The following is a 21,032-nucleotide window of genomic DNA, read 5'->3' as shown; positions in this document are numbered from 1 at the left end:
GCCGATGGTGCGGTTCATCGCCGACGTGCCGCTGCGGGTCAAGCTGATCGCGGCCGTCCTCACCCTCGTCACCATGGCGCTGCTGGTCATCGGCGTCGCCAGCGCCCTGGTCATGAAGAGCAGCATGTTCGACAAGGTCGATCAGCAGCTGCGCACCATGGCCGAGACCGTCGACCTCAGCCGGCTCGCCACCACCACCAGCAGCACCGACTCGATCCTGCAGAGCAACTACTACATCGCCTGGGTCACCCAGCTGCGCTCCGGCAAGCTCGAGACCGGCGTCGTCGGCACCCGGAAGCAGGCCGACGCGCCCCCGATCCCGGACACCGTCGAGGTGCTCGAGTCGCGGCTCGGCGTGCCCTACACGGCGACGACCGAGAAGACCCATGAGCGCTGGCGGATCCTGATCATCGATCGCGGGGAGACCCTGCTGCTCGTCGCGGAGAGCCTGTCGATGGTCGACAGCGCCGTCGACGAGCTCGTCGCCGCGGAGCTGTTCGTCGGCGCCGGCGTCCTCGTCGTGCTCGCCGCCGTCGGCGTCGCCATCGTCCGGGCCAGCCTCCAGCCGCTGCGCGAGATCGAGCGCACCGCCGCCGCCATCGCCGCCGGCGACCTCACCCGGCGCGTGCCGGAGAGCCCGCCGGAGACGGAGATGGGGCACCTCGCCGCCGCGCTGAACGCCATGCTCGCCCAGATCGAGGGCGCCTTCAGGCTGCGCGAGGCGTCCGAGGACCGCATGCGGCAGTTCATCGCCGACGCCTCCCACGAGCTGCGGACCCCGCTGACCACGATCCGGGGGTTCGCCGAGCTGTACCGCCAGGGCGCCGCCCGCCAGCCGGAGGAGACCGGGGCGCTGCTGCGGCGCATCGAGGACGAGGCGTCCCGCATGGGCCTGCTCGTCGAGGACCTGCTCATGCTGGCCCGCCTCGACCAGGAGCGCCCGCTGTCCCTCGCGGACATGGACCTGCGCGTCATCGCCAGCGACGCGGTCGCCGCCGCCCGCGCCGTCGCCCCCGACCGCGACGTCCAGCTGGAGATCGAGCGCGACGAGCCCATCGAGGTCAACGGCGACGAGTCCCGCCTGCGCCAGGTCGTCGGCAACCTCATGACCAACGCGCTCACCCACACCCCCGCCGGCACCCCCGTCTCGCTGCGCCTGCGCCGCGACGGCACCGACGCCCTCATCGAGGTCGCCGACCACGGTCCCGGCCTCACCGACGAGCAGGCCGCCCGGGTCTTCGAGCGCTTCTACCGGGTCGACAAGGCCCGCACCCGCAGCAAGGCCGGCGGCACGCACAGCGGCAGCGGCCTGGGCCTGGCGATCGTCGCCGCCCTCGTCGCCGTGCACTCCGGCACCGTCTCCGTCTTCGTCACCCCCGGCGGCGGCGCCACCTTCCAGGTCCGCCTCCCGCTCACAGGCGGTTCCCAGGCCGCGGTCAGTGGTTTGCAAGCTGCCGTAGCCAAGCTCAAATCATGAGCGAACAGCAGCAGGGATGGGCGCCGGACCCAGCCGACCAGCAGGGTCGGGCGTCGAGCCCGGCCGCCCAGCCAACCAGCACCCCGTCGGCGAGCACCCAGCCGGCCACCACCCTCTCCGACGTGTGGGCCTCCTCCGCCGCTCCGGGCACGCCGTCCGCCGGGTCCGCGCGGTCCGCCGCTGGGACCCCCGCCGACCCGCCGGCCGCGGGCACCGCGCCGCAGGGCTCCACGCCGGACGAGCCAGCTGCTGACTCCGCGCCGACTGCCGGGTCCGCGCCGACTGCCGGGTCCGCGCCGGCTGCTGGGTCCGCGCCGGCTGCTGGGACCGCGCCGACTGCCGGGTCCGCGCCGGCTGCTGGGTCCGCGCCGGTTGCCGGGTCGGCGCCGGTCGCCGCCGGGACGTCCGCCGACCTGCCGATCGCGGGCACCGCGCCGCACGGCTCCACGCCGTTTTCCGGGCGGGCCGCCACTCCGGCCGCCGCCGGGCCCGCGTCGGTGAGTGGCCCGCCGTTCGCCGCCGGGACGCCGGCTGACCTGCCGGTTCCGGGCACCGCGCCGCTGGGCTCCGCGCCGGTTGCCGGGCAGGCCGCCCGGCCGGGCTCGCCGGCTGAGATCGCCGCCGGGTCCGCGCCGGTGACTGGCGCGCCGTTCGCCGCATCGCCCGGCTCCGGGCAGGCCTCCCCGCGGCCCACCCAGGGGGACCTGCCGGGCATGCCGGTCGTCCCGCCCGCGGCCGTGGCGCAGGACCACCCCGCGCACGCCGGCGGTGCGCACGCCTGGCCGACGAACCCGGCCGACCCGATCAGCCCGGCCGCCCCCGTCATCGCCGCCGGCAACGTCCAGGACACCACCCGCACCTGGCCCGTCGCCGCGCCCACGACGCCCGCGATGCCGGCCGACCACGACCTCCGGCCGACCCGGCCCGCCCAGCTGTCCCCGCACGCCCAGCCGACCCCGCACGCCCAGCCGACCCCGTACGCCCAGCCGACCCAGTACGCCCAGCCGCCGGCCCAGCACGGGCAGCAGGCGCAGGGCTCGCAGCCGGCGCAGGACTTCCGGGGCGCCGTGCCGGGTGGCCGGCCCGCCGCCGGAGGACCCATTCAGACCTGGCCCGCGGCGCAGCAGCCCGGCAACCTGCACGGCGCCGACCTGCACGCCGTGGGGCAGCGGCCCGGCGCCGGGCACGACCCGCGCAACTGGACCCCCGCGACGAACGCCGCCGGAACGCACCCGGCCGGGATGACCGCCGCTGGGATGAGCGGTGGCGGGGTGGGTGCGGGGCAGGAGCATCCGCACCTGCCGACGGCGCAGCTGCCGCCGCACGTGCCGCACATGCAGCGGCCCCCGCAGTGGGCGCAGCAGCCGCAGCCGGGGTCGGTGTTCGTGGCGCCGCCCGTACGCAGGCGGAGCCGGGTCGGGCTGGCCGTGGCGGGGATCGTCGCGGCGGTCGGGCTGTCGGCGGTGTCGGCGTTCGGTGGTGGGCTCGCGGCCCTCGAGCTGCGCCCCCACACCTCCAACACGGTGGTCGGCGCGACCAACTCCTCGGGCTCCGGCACGGCCGCGAACCCGACCCTGTCCGACGTCGCGGCGCAGGTGCTGCCCAGCGTCGTGTCGATCAGCACCGGCAACGCGGTCGGCTCGGGCGTCGTCATCACCGACGACGGGGCGATCCTCACCAACAACCACGTGGTGGCGACCGCCCGTGGCACGACGGTGCAGGTGACGTTCTCCAGCGGGCAGACCGCGCAGGCGAAGATCGTCGGCACCGAGCCGGGCAGCGACCTCGCCGTGGTCAAGATCGTGGGTGGTGGCACGTACACGCCGCTCGCGTTCGGGGACAGCTCGACCGTGAAGGTCGGTGACACGGTCCTCGCCGTGGGCAGCCCGCTCGGCCTCGACGGGTCCGTCACCGCGGGCATCGTGAGCGCCGTCAACCGTACGATCGACGAGGGCGCGGACGGCCAGTCGGCCGCCGCGAAGATCACCGGCGCGATCCAGACCGACGCCGCGATCAACCCCGGCAACTCCGGCGGCGCCCTGGTCAACACCGCGGGTCAGCTGGTCGGCATCAACACCGCGATCGCGACCTCGGGCGACACCGCCGGCAACATCGGCGTCGGCTTCGCGATCAGCAGCAACACCGCGAAGACCGTCGCCCAGCGACTCCTGAGCTGAACTCTCTCCGGAAGAAAAACAGGGATCCGGTGGTGCGCCTGGCGGGGCGCCCCACCGGATCGCTGCATGAGGGTCAGGCCCAGCCGAAGGACCGCTCGACCGCCTTCAACCACGAGGCGTGCCCGCGGTCGCGGGCCTCGGCGGACATGGCGGGTGACCACTGCCGGTCCGCCTGCCACTTCGACCGCAGCGTCTCGGTGTCGGGCCAGAAGCCGACGGCCAGGCCGGCCGCGTACGCCGCTCCCAGCGCCGTCGTCTCCGACACCGTCGGGCGGACCACGGGCACGTCCAGTACATCGGCCTGGAACGCCATCAGCAGGTCGCTCGCGGTCATCCCGCCGTCGACCTTCAGCGTCTCCAGCGGCACGGCGGACTCGGCCATCATCGCGTCGACGACGTCCTTGACCTGCCAGGCGGTGGCTTCCAGGGCGGCCCGCGCGATGTGGCCCTTGGTGACGTACCCGGTGAGCCCGGTGATGACGCCGCGCGCGTCGGGGCGCCAGTGCGGGGCGAACAGGCCGGAGAACGCGGGCACGATGTAACAGCCGCCGTTGTCGGTGACGGTGGCGGCCAGGTCGTTGATCTCGGGTGCCGAGCCGATCAGGCCCAGGTTGTCGCGGAGCCACTGCACGAGCGAGCCGGTGATCGCGATGGAGCCTTCGAGGGCGTACACGGCGGGGGCGTCGCCGATGCGGTACCCGACGGTCGTCAGCAGCCCCCGGGTGCTCGGCACGGGCTGGTCGCCGGTGTTGAGCAGCAGGAACGAGCCGGTGCCGTAGGTGCACTTCGCCTCGCCGGGCGCGAAGCAGGCCTGGCCGAACAGCGCGGCCTGCTGGTCGCCGAGGGCGCTGGCCACCGGGACGCCGTGCAGCATCGTCTTCGCCTCGCCGTAGACGTGCGAGGACGGCCCGATCTTCGGCAGCATGACCCGGGGGATGCCGAACGCGGACAGCAGCTCGTCGTCCCAGTCGAGCGTGGTGAGGTTCATCAGCATCGTCCGGCTGGCGTTGGTGACGTCCGTGACGTGCTGCCCGGTGAGCTTCTCGATGAGCCAGGTGTCGACGGTGCCGAAGTGGATCTCGCCCGCCTCGGCACGGGCCCGCAGGCCGGGGACGTTGTCCAGCAGCCAGACCACCTTCGGCGCGGCGAAGTAGGTGGCCAGGGGCAGCCCGCAGCGCTCGCGGAAGCGGTCGGGGCCCGCGTCGCCGGCGAGCGAGCGGATGAGGGCGTCGGTGCGGGTGTCCTGCCAGACGATGGCCGGGTGGACCGGCTCACCGGTGGCGGCGTCCCACAGGATCGTGGTCTCGCGCTGGTTGGTGATGCCGATCGCGGCGACGTCGGCGCGGGAGAGGCCCGCCTGGTCCAGGGCGCGGGTCGACACGGCCTGGACCTGGTGCCAGATCTCGACCGGGTCGTGCTCGACCCAGCCTGGGCGGGGGTAGCTCTGGCGGTGTTCGCGCTGGTCAAGCGCCACGATGGCGCCGTCGGCGTCGAACACGATCGCACGGGTGGAGGTCGTGCCCTGGTCGATGGCGAGGATGTACACGCTGCCATCTTCGCCGAAGAGTTGTCACGTTCGGGACGGAACCTTCCCGTGGCGGCACCCGGGACTTACGCTGCACGCCGGAACAGTGGCCCTATCAGGAGCGATCGTGGCCGTCATCGAGACGCGCATCAGTGTCTGGGAGGCCCTCGCCGGGCGCGCCCCCGGGGTCCCCGTGGGCCCCACCGACCAGGGTCTGTGGCAGGCGGTCACGGACCGGCTCAACCCTGCACGGGCCCGGCCGGTGCTGCGCAAGTCGGTCGAAGCGGTCACGCTCACGTCAGCCCGCGGCGTCGACTACGTGATGGTGCGCTCGCCGGACCGCGGCGAGGCCTGCTACCTGCGGCTCACGCCCGACGAGTGGGCCCTCGCGCAGCTCATGGACGGCACCCGGACCGTCGCCCGGCTCGTCGCCGACTTCGCCCGCGTCTCCGGCCGGCTCGCCCCCGACCAGGTCACCAGGATCGTCGCCGACCTCGCCGGCAACCGCATGCTCGACGAGCTGCCCGTGGACGCGTTCCACCGGCTGCAGCGCGTCCACCGCCGCCCGTGGCCGATCCGGCTCGGCAAGGCGATCCTCGCGACCGCGCAGGGCCGCCGGGTCGTCATCGCCCGCGTCGACCCGGTCGTCACGTTCCTCTACAAGGCCGGCGGCCGGCTGTTCTTCACCCGGGTCGTCGCCGTGCTCGCTGGCCTGATCGCCCTCGCCGGGCTCGGCGTCTTCGTCTTCAACTGGTTCCGCGCCGACCAGTCGGTGTTCCTCACCCAGGACTCGTACTTCACCGGCGCGCTCGTGCTGCTCGGGCTCAACGTGGTGGCGCTCGCCTGTCACGAGCTCGGGCACGCGCTCGGGGCGAAACACGCCGGCCGGAAGGTTCCCGTCGCGGGTTTCCTGGTGTACTTCGGCATCCCGTCCGTCTTCGTCGACACCACCGACGTGTGGATGGCCGGCCGGCGCGCCAGGATCGTCACCACGATCGCGGGACCGGCGACCGGCCTGGTCCTCGCCGGCGCCTGCCAGATCGTCGGCCTGCTGTACCCGGACCTGCAGCCGTGGACGTTCAAGCTGGCGTTCGCGTGGTACCTCAACGCGCTGTTCAACCTGAACCCGTTCATGGCCCTGGACGGCTACTACCTGCTCATGGACTGGCTGGAGGTGCCCAACCTGCGGGCCCGCGGCCTGGCCTGGGTCATCGCCCGCCTGCGCCGCCGCCCGCCCCGCTTCGGCGAGCTCGACCGCGAGGGGCGCCTCGTCGCCCTGTACGGCATGCTCGCCGTCGTCTGGCTCGCGATCGCCGTCAACCTCATCTACCGCATCTACACCGACCGGGTCGCGGGCGTCGTCACCGGCCTCTGGAACGCCGGCTGGGCGGCCCGCGCGCTGCTCGCCGTCATCGTCGCCGGGCTCCTGGCGCCGCTGGTGTACCTGCTGTTCTCCTGGCTGCGCCGGCGGGCCCGCCGGGTCCGGGACCGGTTCGGCGAGCGCAAGCTGTCCCGTGACGAGCCGCGCCGGCTCGCCGCCCTGCGCGGCTCGAAGCTCGCCGACCTGCCGCCGGCCGCCCTCGCCAAGCTCGCCGAGCAGGCCCGGTGGGTGCATCCGCGGACCGGCGAGCAGCTCGTCTTCGCCGGTGCCGCGCAGCAGTCGGTGTACGTCGTCGTCGACGGCGCCCTGGAGGCGCGCCGCCCCGGCGACCCGACCGGCACCGTCCGGGAACGGATCGGCAGGGGCGGCGTCGTCGGCCTCGCCAACGCGATCACCGGCGCGCCCGCGGCGCTCGGCTGGCTGACCGCCGGCACGACCCTGCTCGCGATCCCGCCGTCGACGGTCGCCGCCGCCGTCGGCCCGCTGCCCGGCCCGCCGCCGGTCGAGTGGGCCGAGCTGGAGGGGCTCCTCGCCGAGGCGCCGGCGCTCGCCGGGCTCGGGCCGGAGGACCGGCTCGGCCTCATGACCCGCGCCCAGCCCGCGCAGCTGATGCCCGGCCAGCCGGTGCTGCTGCACAGCGGCACCGACGCGATCGTGGTCGCCTCCGGCACCCTCGCCCTGCCCGGCGGGGTGCAGGTCGGCCGGGGCGCGATGATCGGCCCGTTCGGCGACACCCCGGGCGAGGTCGCCACCGCCCGCTCCGCCGCCCGGGTCTGGGTGCTGCCCGCCATCGCGGGCCTGCCGCTGCTCATCGGCGGCCCCACACCCGGCGGCTCCGCGGCCGGCGGTCGCGCGCCGTCGTCGGGCGCCCACCCGCCGTCGGTGTACCCGCCGCTCGCCGCCCCGCCCGGCGTCTACGGCACGTCCGACGACTCGGTTGACAAGCGCTTCGAGAAGAAGCTGTGGTGGCTGCTGGTCCTGCTGCTGCTGTTCGCGCTCTTCCTGACCGGCAGCAACCTCTTCGCAGCGCCCGTGTGGGCCGAGATGCCGACCGACCGGGCCCTCGTCACCGTCACGCGGGGGCAGGCGACGGTCACCATCAACGGCGAGGACCGCGTCCTGCGCCGCGACGCCAAGGTGTACGTCGAACGCGGCGACTCGGTGGCCGTCGCCGGCCGGTCGACGGCCACGATGACCTTCCGCGGCGGCAGCGTCACGGTCCTGTGCGCCGGGTCGCGGCTCGACGTCGGCGAGCTGATCAGCACCGTCGACCGCCGCCCGATCCAGCCGACCGGCGCGTTCACGCTGCGCTCCGGCCGTACCCTCGTCGACACGACGAGCACCACGACGGCCTTCGACCCGTTGAAGCTCACCGTCACCGGCGCCGGCGACCCGGTCGGCAACGACGGGCGGGCCAGGTTCGCCCTGACCGCCGGCGACTCCTCGCCGGTCGTCGCCTCGGGCGTCGTCACCCAGGGCGGCTCGGCCGTCACCGCCGACCCGTCCGCCGAGCTGACCTGCGGCGACGGCGTCGCCCTGCCGAAGCCCGGCGGCACCCCGACCGTGGCACCGACCCCGTCGGACACCCCGTCGGAGTCCCCGTCACCGTCGCCGTCGGTCTCGGACAGCGCCTCGCCGTCGGCGTCGGCGACGCCCGGCACCACCCCGACGAAGACGAAGACCCCGGCGCCCACCCGCACGACCGCCGGCCCTCCGCCGCCGACCACGTCTCCGCCGCCGCCGCGCGACACCACCGTGCCGACGGTCCGGCTGACGTTCACGACCCAGCAGAACTACGTCTACCCGCCGGGGTGCCGCTATGGTGGCCCCTCCAACGTGCCGCTCACCGTCTACGCCGTGGACTCGGTCGACCCCACCTCGACGCTGAAGGTGACGATCAGCGCCAGGGTCGGCAGCGGCTCGGCGAAGTACTCCGGCGACGGCAAGACCTTCACGGCCACCTTCGGTGGGGTGACGGGCACCGCCGACGCCGACATCGTGGTCTCCGCGCGGGTGGTCGACCCGGCCGGCAACGCCAGGACCGCGACCATCACCGTCCACTACTACTCGAACTGCATCGTCGGTTAAGGGAGCTCGAACGTGCTTTGTTGGTTCTGCGCCAAGGCGGCGCGCGGGTCGTGCCGGTTCTGCGCGCGTGGGCTGTGCGAGGACCACGCGAAGTTCGGGCCGTACCTGCTGGAGGTGCACCGTTCGCAGAGCCGCGGACGCGCTGAGGGCCTCGTCGTCGAGGACGCCGTGCAGTGCGGCACCTGCCGGCCGCGTCCGCAGCCGGTACCGATGCCAGAGCTCGACTGACCGTAAGACACCTGGGGGACTGTTCCGATGAGCGACTTCGACGACGTACTCGAGCGGCTGCTGACCGACCCCGGCTTCCAGGACCGCCTGGCCGCCGACCCGTCCGGCGCGCTCGCCGGGTACCGGCTGACCGCCGACGAACTGGAGCTGCTCCAGGCTCAGGTCGGCGGCGCCGACGCGGGGCAGTCCCGGGTCGAGCAGCGCACGAGCAAGGCCAGCATGTTCGGCCTGTTCTCCTCGATCGGATCGGGCATCGGCGACGTCGTCCACGGTCACGGCGGAGGGCACGGGCTGGGCGACACCGCCCAGGGTTCCGGCGCCGGGCAGAGCGCGGCCCGCGGTCTCGGCGCGCTGGAGCAGTCCGGCGGCCGGCACGCCGCCGCCGAGCCGGGTCACCAGGGCGGTCTCGCCGCGCACCTGCAGGACGCCGTCGACCACGGCGCGCACGCGTCGGCCGGGGGTGCCGAGGCGCACGCCGGTCCCGGTGGCGCGTTCGCGTCCGCCGGGGGAGTCACCGCCCAGGCCGGTTACGGCATCGCGGAGGCGTCGGACGCCCAGGGCGGCGGCTACGGGGGCCTGGCCGAGGCGCCGGACGACCCGCAGGGCCACGGCGGTCTGGCCGAGGCGGGTGAGCCCCGGGTCTACGCGTCGGCCGGCCACTCCGGCGGTCAGGGCAGCGCCGGGCTCGCCGAGGCGCCCGACCCGCAGGGCGGCGCGGGCCTCGCCGAGGCACCGACCCCGTACGGCGTCACCGAGGTGCACTCCAGCAGCGAGAGCACCGTCTACCGCTCCAGCACCGTGTACGCCTCCAGTTCCGCGAGCGCCGGCCTCGGCGACGCGCCGTCCGGGCAGGCCGGCCTCGGGGAGGCCGACGGCGGCGGTGGCCAGGGGCGGCACGGCATCGCCGGCGGCCTGGCCGGGATCACGGGCCACGACAGCGCCCCGGACACCGGCCACGAGGGCGGCCACCGGGCCGGCATCGGCGGCGCGCTGCGCGACGGCTTCCCCAACGGCGCCGGCCAGGCACCCACCGACGGCTACCACACCCGGGTCGACTGGGACGGCGACGGCCGCTGGGACCAGCACACCTACGTCAACCGCGCCGACGGCGGCGTCGACATCGTGGTGGACACCGACGGCGACGGCCGGGCCGAGTTCGTCGGGCACGACACCGACCGCGACGGCCTGATCAACTCCTCCGAGATCGACACCAACCACGACGGTGTGATGGATCAGCGGTACGAGGACGTCAACGGCGACGGCTGGCTGGACCGCCGTACCCGCTGAAATGTGAACGGATTTCGCCTGGCGGACATCAACAGGTATCTACATGTTGCGCCGGGTGCCGTTCGCTGTGGGCATGAGTGACCACTCCCACAGTCATGCCGGCATCGACCGCCGGGGCCTGCTCGCCGCGGGCGCCGGCGGTCTCCTCGTCCTCGCCACCCCTGGCATCGCGCACGCGGGGAGCACCACCACCCGCGCCGAGACGGGCACCGCCGCGACGGTCGGCGCCGGCCCGGCCGCGCTGACCGGCGCCGCCCGCGCGTCCTCGATCACCGCCGGCACCGCCCTGGTCCACGCCGACCTGCACAACCACACCGTCATGTCCGACGGCGACGGCGACCCCAACCTCGCCTTCGCCTCGATGCGCTCGGCCGGCCTCGACGTCGCCGCGCTCACCGACCACGCCACGCTGTTCGGCATCAGCGGCCTGTCGAAGTCGGAATGGGACCGCACCGGCGCCCTCGCCAACGCCGCCGACGACCCGGGCAACTACACCGCGATCCGCGGCTTCGAGTGGTCGCACCCGCTGCTCGGGCACGTCAACGTCTGGTTCACCAACGGGTTCACCGACCTCGGCGGCTCCAGCAACATGGGCGGCCTGTACAACTGGATCACCAGCAGCGGCGGCGTGGCCAGCTTCAACCACCCCGGCCGGGAGATCGCGCGATTCGGCAACTTCTCCTACTCCGCCGCCGCCCGCGAGGCCATGGTGAGCCTGGAGATGTTCAACCGTGGCGACGACTACCTCTTCGACGGCTGGTCCGAGGGCCGCACGTCCGCGCTCAACGCGTGCCTCAACGCCGGCTGGCGGACCGGCATCAGCGGCGTCTCCGACGAGCACGGCACCGACTGGGGCTTCCCCGAGGGCAAGGGCCGCACCGGCCTGTGGGTGACCCAGAACACCCGCGCCGGGGTCCTGGAGGCGATGAAGGCCCGCCGGTTCTTCGCCACCCGCGTCTCCGGCCTGCGCGTCGACGCCACCGCCAACGACGTCCGGATGGGCGGCGTGCTGCCCATGGCCCGCGGCGACGTGCGCTTCGCCCTGGACCTCGACCGCGGCCCCGAGTGGAACGGCAAGCCGATCCGCGTCCAGGTGCTGCGGCCCGGCGTGACCGCGCCGACCGTCGCCGACGTGATCGACACCGTCGCCAACCAGGTCGTGCGCTTCACCGTGCCGATGGACGCCGCGATGGGCAACTGGGTCGTCCTGCGCGTCTCCGACCCCACCCTGCCCAACCCGAGCCCCGGCCCCAACGGTCACCCGTGCAACGACTTCGGCCTCGCGTACACCAGCCCCTGGTGGCTGCAGCCCTGAAGCACCCCTGGTCGTCGTGAAAACGCAGCCCCGGGCGTTCAGAACGGCGTCATGGCACGTTTCGGGGATCAGCGCGACGGCGGACCGGCCTACCGTTCCTGAGGTAACCAGACGAGCCGGGAGCGGGCCATGAGCGACTATGACATCGACTGGGAGATGGAGGACGGCCTCCACGTCGACACAGACGGTGGCGCTGACCTGCTCTCCTCCGACCACCAGTTCGCCGAGCACCACGACGCGTTCGACGCGGAGGGCCACGACGGCTCGCCCGCCGCCGACACCGACGCGCTCGGCGACCTGCACGACGAGCAGCCGAGCTTCGGCGACGTGAGCGACGACCCGCAGTACGTCGACGAGACCGACCTGCCCGACCTGCCCGAGTTCCAGTTCGACCCGGGCTTCACCGACGGGTCCTACGACCTCATCGGCGCCGACCGGCACGAGGCCGACCTGTGGTCGCAGCTGATGGTCGACATCAACGAGGACGTGAACCCTTACGCGCTGGGCTAGAGCTTGATCGCGGACGCCGGTCCGGCGCTCGCGTAGTACCACCCTTGTGCGGTGTCACAGCCGAGGGCCAGGAGGCGTTCGGCCTGCTCGGCCGTCTCGACGCCCTCGGCCGTGACGCTCAGGTTCAGCGCGTGGGCGAGCCCGATCACCGCCGCGATGATCTTCTGGTCGACCGGGTCGGCACCTTCGGGCGGCCGCAGCCCGGCGACGAACGAGCCGGCCAGCTTCAGGCTGTGCACGGGCAGGTGCCGCAGGTAGGCGAAGTTGCTGTAGCCGGTGCCGAAGTCGTCGATCGCGATCCGCGGCCCGAGCGCGGCGAGCGCGTTGAGCGCCTCCGTCGGCTCGCCGCCGCTGCCCATGACCGCGCTCTCGGTCAGCTCCAGCTGCAGGCGGTCGGGGGCGAGCCCGGTCTGCTCCAGGATCGCCTGCACGTCCCGGACGATGGTGCGGTCGCGCATCTGCCGGACCGCCAGGTTGACGCTCATCACCGGCGCCTTGTCGCCGTGCTCGCGGTGCCAGCGCGCGGCCTGCTTGCACGCCTCGTGCAGCACCCACCGGCCGAGCGGCACGATCAGGCCCGTCTCCTCGGCCATGCCGATGAACGCGTCCGGGCCGAGCACCCCGAACCGCGGATGCCGCCACCGTACGAGCGCCTCGACGCCGATCGTGGCGGCGTCGCCGAGCCGGACGAGGGGCTGGTACTCGACGAAGAACTCGCGCCGCTCCAGCGCGGCGGGCATGCTGGCCGACAGCTCGTAGCGGGTCACCTCGCGGGCGTGCCGCTCGGCGTCGAAGAGCGCGAGCCGGTTGCGCCCGTCGGCCTTCGCCCAGTAGAGGGTCGTGTCGGCGGCCTTCATCAGCTCGCCGGTGCTGGTGCCGCGCAGCGGCTGCTCGACCACGCCGATGCTGGCCGAGATGCTGATCTCGTGCCCGCCGACGTGGACCGGCGCGCGGACCGTGTCCAGGGCCCGCTCGGCGACCGTGACGACGTCGTCGGTGCCGGCCACCCGCTCGATGAGGACCACGAACTCGTCGCCGCCCATGCGGGCGACCAGCTGGCCGTCGCCGGAGATCGAGCGGGCCAGCCGCCGGGCGACGGTCTGCAGCAGCTTGTCGCCGACGTCGTGGCCGAGGGTGTCGTTGATGACCTTGAAGCCGTCGACGTCGAGGTAGCACACGCCGACCCGCTCGTCGGCGTCGGGCGCGTCGTCGGCGCCGGCCAGCAGCTCGGCGAGCCGGTCGAAGAACATCGTCCGGTTGGGCAGCTGGGTCAGCGGGTCGTGCAGCGCCTGGTGGCGCAGCCGCAGCTGGAGCAGGTAGCGCTCGGTGATGTCCTCGAACATCGCGACCAGCCACTTCGGCTGGCCGTCCTCGTCGCGGATGATCGAGGCGACGAGATCGGTCCACACCTGGTGGCCGTCCCTGTGGATGTACGGCTTCTCGATGCGGAACTGGTCCCGGCCGCCGGACAGGAGCTCCTCGAACATCCCGGCGGCGACCGGCGGGTCCTGCGGGTGCACGAAGTCCTCGAACGTCATCGCCCGCAGCTCTTCGGCGGTGTAGCCGAGCATGTCGCACAGCGCCTGGTTGACCTCGATGACGACGCCGTCGACGGTGCTGACGCTCATCCCGATCGCGGCGCCGGCGAAGATCGCCCGGAAGCGGGCCTCGCTGACCCGGCGGCTCTCCTCCGCGCGGGCCCGGGCCCACAGCGCCGCGGTGCGGATCTCCTCCTGCTCGTCCAGGACCCGGTCGCGCAGCGCCTGCGCGTAGCCGGCGGCGAGCGCGCCCTGGATCTCCGCGACCCGCCTGGTCGGCGCCTTCGCGAACTGCTCGCTGAGCACCGCGACGGTGCGCTCCAGCGTCGTCGGCTCGGTGAAGTGCGCGGCGACGAGCGTGGAGCCGACCTCGCGGACGTCGTCGAGGTCGTAGGTCTCGGCGGTGAGCGCGTGGATGAGCCGCGAGGACAGGGCGGTGAGGAAGTCCTGCACCTCCAGGCCGGACATCGACACGTAGCTGGTGCCGGCGATGGCCAGCGACCAGGCACGGGCGAGCCGCTCGGCGGCACGGTCACGCGGGCGGTCCCACGACGTCGGTGTGGGGCTGAGGGCGGTCATGATCAGTGGGCGCACTAGTCCTTGCGGGCGACGGCGGCGCAGCCGATCGCGTCGTGGTCGTCGGCCGGGGTCGTGTCGCCGGGGTCCGGCCGCCAGTCGTGCGGCGAGACCACGCCGGGCTCGAGCACGGTGAGGTCGCCGAGCAGCCGCGCGACCTCCTCGCTGCTGCGCAGGATCAGCGGCGTCGGGGACTTGCGGTAGATCTCCCAGGCCTCGTCCTCGGCGGGGGTCAGCGGCCGGTCGAGACCGGCGTGGGAGAGCACGATGTGGCTGCCGGGCACGCCGGCCGCGGCATAGCCGCTGACGATGTCGGCCGGGCGCTCCTCGTCGGGCACGAAGTGCAGCACTGCCGCGAGGATGAACGCGATGGGCTGCGAGAAGTCCAACAGCCCCTGCACCTGCGGGGTGGCCAGCACGTCGGCGGGGGCGCGCAGGTCGGCGGCGACGACGGCGGTGCCCGGCACGTCGGCGAGGATGGCACGGCTGTGCGCGACCGCGACCGGGTCGTGGTCGACGTAGACGACCTTGCCGCCGGGCACGAGCTCGTGCACGTTGCCCACCGTCGGGATGCCCGAGCCGAGGTCGATGAACTGGCACACGCCCTGCGCGGCCAGGACGCTCACGGCGCGGCGCAGGAAGGCGCGGTTGCTGCGGGTCAAGGCCGCGACGGCGGGCATGACCTTGAGGATCTGCTCGGCGAAGGCCCGGTCGGCGGCGAAGTTGTGCGAGCCGCCGAGGTAGTAGTCATAGACGCGGGCGACGCTCGGCTTGTCGAGGTCCACATCCGCGGGTGCCCAGCTCGGTCGCTCCACCGATCAACACCTTTCGACCTCGGTGCGGGTTGTGTCAGGCGCCTGCGAGCATACGTGTGGGCGGGCGGGAGCAAAACCTGCCGCCCGCCCACACGGCATCGATCAGGTGCGATCAGGCGATCTTCGTGATCCGGGTGGCCGGGCCGGGGGCGATCGGACCGGGCGTGAGGTACGCGGTGAGGGCGTCGACGTCGAAGCCCGGCGCGTAGACCCGGCCGGTGCCGAGCGCCAGGTTGGAGAACCCGTCGCCGCCGTTGGCCAGGAAGTCGTTCGTGGTCACCAGGTAGCTCGCCGCCGGGTCGATCGGCGTGCCGTTGACCGCGATGTTGCTGACCTTCGAGCCGGCCGCGGCCGACGCGCTGTACGTGTAGGTCAGGCTCGCCGACGGCTGCAGGATCCGCTGGACGGTCTGCCCGCCGAAGCCGACGAACTGCTGCTCCAGCACGTCCTTGATCTGCGCGCCGGTGAACGACTGCGTGACGACCAGGTTGTTGAACGGCTGGACCGTGAAGGCCTCGCCGTAGGTGACCTGGCCGGGCGCCTCGCCGCCGGGAGAGTTGGCGTAGATCAGCGACGCCCGGATGCCGCCCGGGTTCATCAGCGCGATCTGCGCGCCCGCAGAAGCGGTGTACTTGAGCTGCGCGTCGGCGATCACGTCACCGAGCGGTGACTCGCCGTTGGCCAGTGCGGTGTTGGTGATGTCGGCGGTGATGCTGCCGAGGACCTTGTTCGCCAGCGGCGCGACGGCCGTGCGGTACTTGTCGGCGATGACCTTGATCTTCGGGTCCACCAGCGCGGGGTTGCGGACGAAGTTGCCGGCCGCGTCCTTCTGCCAGGTCCCGTCGGGGTTCTTCACGCCGTTCTCGACGATGACGTTGGTGCCCGACGCGTCGACGAACTTGCGCGACTTCTTGTCCAGCGTCACCCGGATGTCGGTGACCAGGGTGCCCGCCGTGCCGGCGCTGGTGACCAGCGAGTTGGCGCCGGAGGAGTTCGGCAGCTCGCAGGTGTAGAAGCGGTGCGTGTGGCCGGACACGACGACGCCGTAGGCCGGGTTGAGGCCCTTGACGATGTCGGTGATCGGGCCGGCGAAGTTGGCGCAGCCGGACGGGTCCAGCGGCGCGGGCGGGCTGCTCTGCATGCCGCCCTCGTGGATCAGCAGCACCATCGACTTGATGCCGAGCCAGCCCAGCAGCGTCGCGTACTGGTTGGCGGTCTGCACCTCGTCGCGGAAGTCGACGGTCTTGATGCCGGCCGGGTTGACGATGCCGGGCGTGGCCTCGAGGGTCATGCCGACGTAGGCGACCGGGACGCCGTCGTAGAACTTGATCGTGAACGGCAGCAGGACCGGCAGCTTGTTGGACTTGTTGGTCACGTTCGCCGCGAGGTAGGGGAACTTCGCGCCGGAGAAGCCGTCGCCGTCCTGGCAGCCGTCGACGGGGTGGCAGCCGCCGAACTGGATGCGCTTGAGCTCGTCGACGCCCTCGTCGAACTCGTGGTTGCCGACGGAGGAGATGTCGACGCCCATCTTGTTGAGGACCTCGATCGCCGGCTCGTCGTGGAACGCGGCGCTGACCAGCGGGGTGGCCCCGATGCTGTCACCGGCGACGACGGTCTCGCTGTTGCGCACGCCGTCGGCCTTCGCCGCGTCGCGCAGCTTGGTCAGCCAGGTGCTGAGGTACTCGGCGCCGCCTGCCGGGGTGCCGTTGATGAGCCCGCCACTGCCGAGCGGGGGGTCGATGTTGCCGTGGAAGTCGTTGAACCCGAGCAGCTGCGCGGAGGTCGTCGGCCCGGTCTTCTGGGCGAACGACACGTTGGCCGGCGTGAGCGGCGACCAGCTGTCGGCCTGCTCGGGGGTGCCGGACTTGGCTAAGGGCAGCAAGGCGACAACCGCGACGGCGAGCGCCGGCACCGTGAGGTGCTGGGCGATCCGCCACGCGCGGGCGCGGGGCTGGGCCATGATCTCTCCTTTTGGAAGACATGCGTCGACGGACATCCTTCCGTAGGGGTCGATACGGCACGAGCGTCGCCGGGATACAGGTGGATTGCATGCGGGTGAATGCGAGGGTCCGGATCCGGCCGCGGCGCCCGATGCGCGCGATCGTCGACGCTCCGCAGTGCTGTGCGAACGCAAGGTATCCGGTAGGTTTTCGCGAAAGAGGGGGCTGACACGATGCTGAGGCGGGCCGCGACCATGGCGCTCGTCGTCGCGTCCGCGATCTGGGTCGCCCCCGCGCCGGTCCTCGCCGTCGACCCCGCCGGGTGGACGCCGGTCTTCTCCGACTCCTTCGACGACCCGGGCACGCTGCCCCCGGGCTGCGCCGCGTATGACGGCGCGCCGGAGGGCACCACCGACGGGGCCCAGGCCGGCTGGTTCCGGCCCGAGGCGGTCACCGTCTCCGGCGGGAAGCTGCACCTCGCGCTGCACCGCCGCTCGTACGGGGGACGCCAGTTCGTCACCGGTGAGCTGCGCTGCCTCGGCGTGGCCCAGCAGTACGGGCGCTACGAGTTCCGGGCGAGGGTGCCGGCCGGCGCGGGGATCTCCTCGATCGCGCTGCTGCGCCCCGTCGACCAGCAGGCCACCGGGCACGCGTCGCAGCTGGAGATCACGGCCGGGCCCGGTGCCGAGACGGCCCTGGTGCGCAACGGCTCGGGCGCCGGCACCTCCGTGCGGACCCTGCCCGGCCCGTTCAGCGACTGGCACTCCTACGCCATCGAGTGGTCGCCGGCGGGGTTCAAGGTCTTCGTGGACGGCCAGGAGCGCTCCGCCGACCCGGGGGCGTCGGCGGCGCAGCGCTGGTTCGGGTTCGCGGTGACGACGAGCGGGCCCGCCACGTCGGCGCCGCTGCCCGCCGAGTTCCAGGTCGACTTCCTGCGGGTGTACGCGTTCGCGCCGGCGTCCCCGCCGCCGGCGGTGGCCGCGCAGCCCTCGGCGGTGCCCAACGCGCTGGCCGGCTCGCCGGGCGGGCACCGGTGGTCGCTGTGGCTGGCGGTCGCGGCGACGGTGATGGCGGCGGTGGCCCTGTTCGCCTTCGTCGTGCACAAGACCCGCCCGCACCGCCCGCCACCGTCGCATCGAGCCTGACGGAAGCGTCACGCTCACAGCGAACGCGGCACGCTCACGGCGAACAGGCCTGCCCAATCGCGGTCCCGCGGCGAAGGATCGTCCGATGAGAATCCTTGTCCTCGGTGGCACCGTGTTCCTCGGCCGGGCGGTCGCCCGGCAGGCCCTGGCCGCCGGCCACGACGTCACCTGCGCGGCCCGCGGCAGGTCCGGCGACCCCGTCGACGGCGCCACGTTCGTCACCGTCGACCGCGACGACCCCGACGGCCTGCGCGCCGTCGAGGGCACCTTCGACGCGGTGGTTGACGTCGCACGCAAGCCCAGCCACGTCCGGCACATGGTCGCCGCGCTCGCCGGCAGGGTCGGGCACTGCACCTTCGTGTCCAGCTGCTCCGCCTACGCCGACGCCGCGACCCCGGACCAGACCGCCGACACCGCCCCGACGCTGCCGCCGGCGGACCCGGGTGACGAGGACCCGGCCGCGAGCGCCGAGTCCTACGGCCGGTGCAAGGTCACCTGCGAGCAGATCGTCCGCGAGGGTTTCGCCGACGTGCTGGTCAACCGGGCCGGGCTGATCGTCGGCCCGGAGGACCCCACCGGCCGCTTCGACTACTGGGTGGCCCGGCACGCCCGCGGCGGCGAGATCCTCGCCCCCGGCGACCCGGACGAGCGGGTGCAGTTCGTGGACGTCCGCGACCTGGCCGACTGGATCCTGCGCGCCGCCCAGGAGGGCCTCACCGGCACGTACGACGGCATGGGCGCCCCGATGACCCGCCGGGAGTTCCACGCGGGCTTCGGCGGGACCGGGTCACTCACCTGGGTGACGCAGGACTTCCTCGCCGCTCACGCGGTCGAGCCCTGGTCCGGGCCCAGGTCGCTGCCGCTGTGGCTGCCGCTGCCGGAATTCGGCGGGTTTCTCACCCGGGACGTCACCCGCTCGCTCACCGCGGGGCTGCGGACCCGCCCGCTTCCCGAAACGGCCGCGGACACACTCGCGGCATTCAGTGACACTCGCCACATTACTGGTCTCACGGAAGAGGAAGAAGTCGAGCTGTTGCGGGAATGGCACGCTCAGTAGGCGGGAGTGTGACGCGCTCGTCAGCATTTCGACAGACGGCGGCCCGCGTCGATTCCTACGGATACATGCGCATTTGCCTGTCATGCGGCCGACTCTTGCCGATGAACAGCGGTGACCCCGGTCCCATCGAGCGTCGTTCCCAGGGAACTCACAGCGAGTTTAGGCGTCTGACGGGCAGGAATACCACGTATCACTTGTTGCAACCGAAGCGAACCGGAGCTGCTCCCGCGTCGTCTAGGTAAGTGGTGCAACTCTCACGGGTCGTCACCGGAATCGCCCGCGAGGGTGGAATTCGGCAGGCCAGGTGACTGTTGTGTAGGGGGCATACCCGGGGGGCACCCGTTTTAGCAGGGTGAAACGGGGAAGGCGAAGGATGGACGGGGAGGGGCCCGAAGGTGGAGAACGTGAAAGTGGAGATGCGACCCGATACAGGTGCCGAAGAGCGTGACCTGGTTGGTGTCTACCTGCATGAGATCTCCCGCACGCCGCTGCTCGACGCCGCTTCTGAGGTCGAGCTTTCCAAGGCGGTCGAGGCTGGTCTCTATGCGGAGCACCTGCTGGACGAGGACGAGCTGCCCGACGGCGTGAGCGCCGCCGAGCTGCAGCGCCTCGTCGACGAGGGCGAGCGGGCGAAGGACCGGTTCATCCGGGCCAACCTGCGCCTCGTGGTGTCGATCGCGCGGCGATACGTGCGGTCGGGCATGCCGATGCTCGACCTCATCCAGGAGGGCAACACCGGCCTGGTCCGCGCCGTGGAGAAGTTCGACTACGTGCGCGGCTACAAGTTCTCGACATATGCGACGTGGTGGATCCGCCAGGCGATCAGCCGGGCGATCGCGCAGCAGGAGCGCACGGTCCGGCTGCCCGTCCACCTCGTCGAGGACGTCAACCGGATGCGCAACGTCGCGCGTCAGCTCACCCGTGAGCTCGGCAACGATCCCGAGCCCGAGCAGCTCGCGACCGCACTCGGCGTCCCCGTCGAGCGCGTGCACGAGCTGAAGCGCTGGTCCCAGGACACCGTCTCGCTCGACACACCGGTCGGCGACGACGGCGACACCAGCCTCGGCGACCTGGTCTCCGACTCCGACGCGCCGTCGCCGGAGGACGTGGTCCTCGCCGCCCTGGAGCGCCAGCGCATCGAGGGCCTGCTCAACCACCTCGACGACCGGTCCGCGGGCATCATGCGCGCCCGCTACGGTCTGGAGGACGGTCGCGAGCACTCGCTGACCGAGGTCGCGAGCCGGTTCTCACTGTCCCGCGAGCGCATCCGCCAGCTGGAGATCCAGGCCCTCGGCCGGCTCCGCGAGCTGGCCCGTGCGGAAGGCCTCCAGGCCGCCTAGCCGACAACGACGCCGCTACCGAAACCCTGCAGCCCCTGACCGGACCGGTCGGGGGCTGCTTCCACATCGTGGGACGCTTAGGTCTCGTTTAGGTCACTGATCGTCACGCTCGGTGTCCGGCGCGGTGGGCACGCTCCCGGCGCCCCGGACGCTCCCCGCCCACCCCGCGGTTCCTCCGTGCCGGTGACGCTGCGTCAGTACGGGTCGCCGCAGACCTTCCAGGTGCCGGCGTCCTTCGTCAGCTGGAAGGTGTGCGCGTCCCGCCCGCCGCCGGCGTAGGAGATGTCCGCCGTGATCGTGGCCGTCTCCCGCCCGTTGCTGTTGCTGTACCCGCCGCCCCAGTGCACGTCGTGCGAGACCGGTTTGCGCCGGTTGACCACCTCGGCGAAGGACGGCTGCTCGTAGCGGGACCGCGTCGCGTCGCACAGCCGGTCGTAGGCCGCCGTCAGGTCCCCGGCCTGCAGGTCGGTCAGGAACGCCGAGGTCGCCTCGCCGGCGGCCTTCGTGGCGCCGTTGAAGAAGAAGAACGCGCCCGCGCCGCCGCCGCAGCAGCACAGGGCTGCCAGGACGGCGACGACGGCCAGCACGATCTTCGCCGAGCTGCGGCGGCTGCGCGGTTGCTCCACGGCCGAG

General features: G+C 72.9%; 14 protein-coding genes. 9 read left to right on the top strand and 5 right to left on the bottom strand.

Annotated features, from left to right (window positions below):
- Window positions 1–4 precede the first annotated feature (4 nt).
- Window positions 5–1,477, top strand: coding sequence for a sensor histidine kinase (locus tag ACZ6TV_RS15005; RefSeq protein WP_465297732.1), 1,473 nt, complete (start codon window positions 5–7; stop codon window positions 1,475–1,477).
- Window positions 1,474–3,654 carry a S1C family serine protease gene (locus ACZ6TV_RS15000; protein ID WP_465297731.1) on the top strand — a complete coding sequence of 727 codons (2,181 nt, stop codon included), beginning with the start codon at window positions 1,474–1,476 and terminating at the stop codon, window positions 3,652–3,654. The genes ACZ6TV_RS15005 and ACZ6TV_RS15000 overlap by 4 nt, the downstream gene beginning before the upstream one ends.
- A gap of 73 nt (window positions 3,655–3,727) precedes the next feature.
- Here the strand turns inward: ACZ6TV_RS15000 and glpK are convergent, their stop codons facing one another.
- Window positions 3,728–5,200 (bottom strand): glycerol kinase GlpK, encoded by a 1,473-nt coding sequence (gene glpK / locus ACZ6TV_RS14995; RefSeq protein WP_465297730.1) that lies wholly within the window; start codon window positions 5,198–5,200, stop codon window positions 3,728–3,730.
- A 106-nt stretch (window positions 5,201–5,306) separates the two neighbouring features.
- Here glpK and ACZ6TV_RS14990 point away from each other — a divergent pair, with 106 nt between their 5' ends.
- The 4 genes from ACZ6TV_RS14990 (at window position 5,307) to ACZ6TV_RS14975 (ending at window position 11,988) form a co-directional block, all read left to right on the top strand.
- On the top strand, window positions 5,307–8,648 hold the full coding sequence (locus ACZ6TV_RS14990; protein ID WP_465297729.1) for a cyclic nucleotide-binding protein: 3,342 nt from the start codon (window positions 5,307–5,309) through the stop codon (window positions 8,646–8,648).
- A 255-nt stretch (window positions 8,649–8,903) separates the two neighbouring features.
- Window positions 8,904–10,163, top strand: coding sequence for a hypothetical protein (locus tag ACZ6TV_RS14985; RefSeq protein ID WP_465297728.1), 1,260 nt, complete (start codon window positions 8,904–8,906; stop codon window positions 10,161–10,163).
- Window positions 10,164–10,236: 73 nt separating this feature from the next.
- Window positions 10,237–11,478 carry a CehA/McbA family metallohydrolase gene (locus tag ACZ6TV_RS14980; RefSeq protein WP_465297727.1) on the top strand — a complete coding sequence of 414 codons (1,242 nt, stop codon included), beginning with the start codon at window positions 10,237–10,239 and terminating at the stop codon, window positions 11,476–11,478.
- A gap of 129 nt (window positions 11,479–11,607) precedes the next feature.
- Complete coding sequence (locus tag ACZ6TV_RS14975; RefSeq protein WP_465297726.1) at window positions 11,608–11,988, top strand: hypothetical protein; 381 nt, start codon at window positions 11,608–11,610, stop codon at window positions 11,986–11,988.
- Here ACZ6TV_RS14975 and ACZ6TV_RS14970 read toward each other — a convergent pair.
- The 3 genes from ACZ6TV_RS14970 to ACZ6TV_RS14960 form a co-directional block, all read right to left on the bottom strand.
- Entirely contained in the window at window positions 11,985–14,105 is a 2,121-nt protein-coding gene (locus tag ACZ6TV_RS14970; protein ID WP_465297725.1) for a putative bifunctional diguanylate cyclase/phosphodiesterase, read from the bottom strand. The two genes, ACZ6TV_RS14975 and ACZ6TV_RS14970, sit on opposite strands and share 4 nt — an antisense overlap.
- Window positions 14,106–14,119: 14 nt before the next feature.
- The gene (locus ACZ6TV_RS14965) at window positions 14,120–14,917 is read right to left on the bottom strand and encodes an SAM-dependent methyltransferase (protein WP_465297724.1); all 798 of its coding nucleotides are present in this window, start codon (window positions 14,915–14,917) and stop codon (window positions 14,120–14,122) included.
- 112 nt (window positions 14,918–15,029) lie between these two features.
- Entirely contained in the window at window positions 15,030–16,877 is a 1,848-nt protein-coding gene (locus ACZ6TV_RS14960; RefSeq protein WP_465297723.1) for a bifunctional metallophosphatase/5'-nucleotidase, read from the bottom strand.
- A 213-nt stretch (window positions 16,878–17,090) separates the two neighbouring features.
- On the opposite strand from ACZ6TV_RS14960, the gene ACZ6TV_RS14955 reads away from it, so the two are divergent.
- The 3 genes from ACZ6TV_RS14955 to ACZ6TV_RS14945 all read left to right on the top strand — a co-directional run bounded on the left by ACZ6TV_RS14955 (window position 17,091) and on the right by ACZ6TV_RS14945 (window position 20,399).
- Window positions 17,091–18,002, top strand: a complete 912-nt coding sequence (locus ACZ6TV_RS14955; RefSeq protein ID WP_465297722.1) for a glycoside hydrolase family 16 protein — start codon at window positions 17,091–17,093, stop codon at window positions 18,000–18,002.
- Between the two features lie 85 nt (window positions 18,003–18,087).
- Window positions 18,088–19,059: an NAD-dependent epimerase/dehydratase family protein gene (locus ACZ6TV_RS14950; protein WP_465297721.1), complete on the top strand. Its 972-nt coding sequence runs from the start codon at window positions 18,088–18,090 to the stop codon at window positions 19,057–19,059.
- Window positions 19,060–19,475: 416 nt separating this feature from the next.
- A complete protein-coding gene (locus ACZ6TV_RS14945) occupies window positions 19,476–20,399 on the top strand; it encodes a sigma-70 family RNA polymerase sigma factor (RefSeq protein WP_465297988.1) in 924 nt (307 codons plus the stop codon).
- Between the two features lie 194 nt (window positions 20,400–20,593).
- On the opposite strand, the gene ACZ6TV_RS14940 is transcribed toward ACZ6TV_RS14945, so the two are convergent.
- Window positions 20,594–21,025: an Rv0361 family membrane protein gene (locus ACZ6TV_RS14940; RefSeq protein WP_465297720.1), complete on the bottom strand. Its 432-nt coding sequence runs from the start codon at window positions 21,023–21,025 to the stop codon at window positions 20,594–20,596.
- Window positions 21,026–21,032 lie beyond the last annotated feature (7 nt).

The organism is Dactylosporangium sp. NPDC051087 (assembly GCF_055586325.1).
Note: the sequence above shows the minus strand (reverse complement) of the source record. Positions and strands in the feature narration are given on the sequence as shown.

Bases quoted from the DNA above. Each gene is read 5' to 3' on its own strand.
- ACZ6TV_RS15005 (WP_465297732.1), top strand. From the start codon at position 5: ATGGTGCGGTTCATCGCCGACGTGCCGCTGCGGGTCAAGCTGATCGCG.
- ACZ6TV_RS15000 (WP_465297731.1), top strand. From the start codon at position 1,474: ATGAGCGAACAGCAGCAGGGATGGGCGCCGGACCCAGCCGACCAGCAG.
- ACZ6TV_RS14985 (WP_465297728.1), top strand. From the start codon at position 8,904: ATGAGCGACTTCGACGACGTACTCGAGCGGCTGCTGACCGACCCCGGC.
- ACZ6TV_RS14980 (WP_465297727.1), top strand. From the start codon at position 10,237: ATGAGTGACCACTCCCACAGTCATGCCGGCATCGACCGCCGGGGCCTG.
- ACZ6TV_RS14975 (WP_465297726.1), top strand. From the start codon at position 11,608: ATGAGCGACTATGACATCGACTGGGAGATGGAGGACGGCCTCCACGTC.
- ACZ6TV_RS14970 (WP_465297725.1), bottom strand. From the start codon at position 14,105: ATGACCGCCCTCAGCCCCACACCGACGTCGTGGGACCGCCCGCGTGAC.
- ACZ6TV_RS14960 (WP_465297723.1), bottom strand. From the start codon at position 16,877: ATGGCCCAGCCCCGCGCCCGCGCGTGGCGGATCGCCCAGCACCTCACG.
- ACZ6TV_RS14955 (WP_465297722.1), top strand. From the start codon at position 17,091: ATGCTGAGGCGGGCCGCGACCATGGCGCTCGTCGTCGCGTCCGCGATC.
- ACZ6TV_RS14950 (WP_465297721.1), top strand. From the start codon at position 18,088: ATGAGAATCCTTGTCCTCGGTGGCACCGTGTTCCTCGGCCGGGCGGTC.
- ACZ6TV_RS14945 (WP_465297988.1), top strand. From the start codon at position 19,476: ATGCGACCCGATACAGGTGCCGAAGAGCGTGACCTGGTTGGTGTCTAC.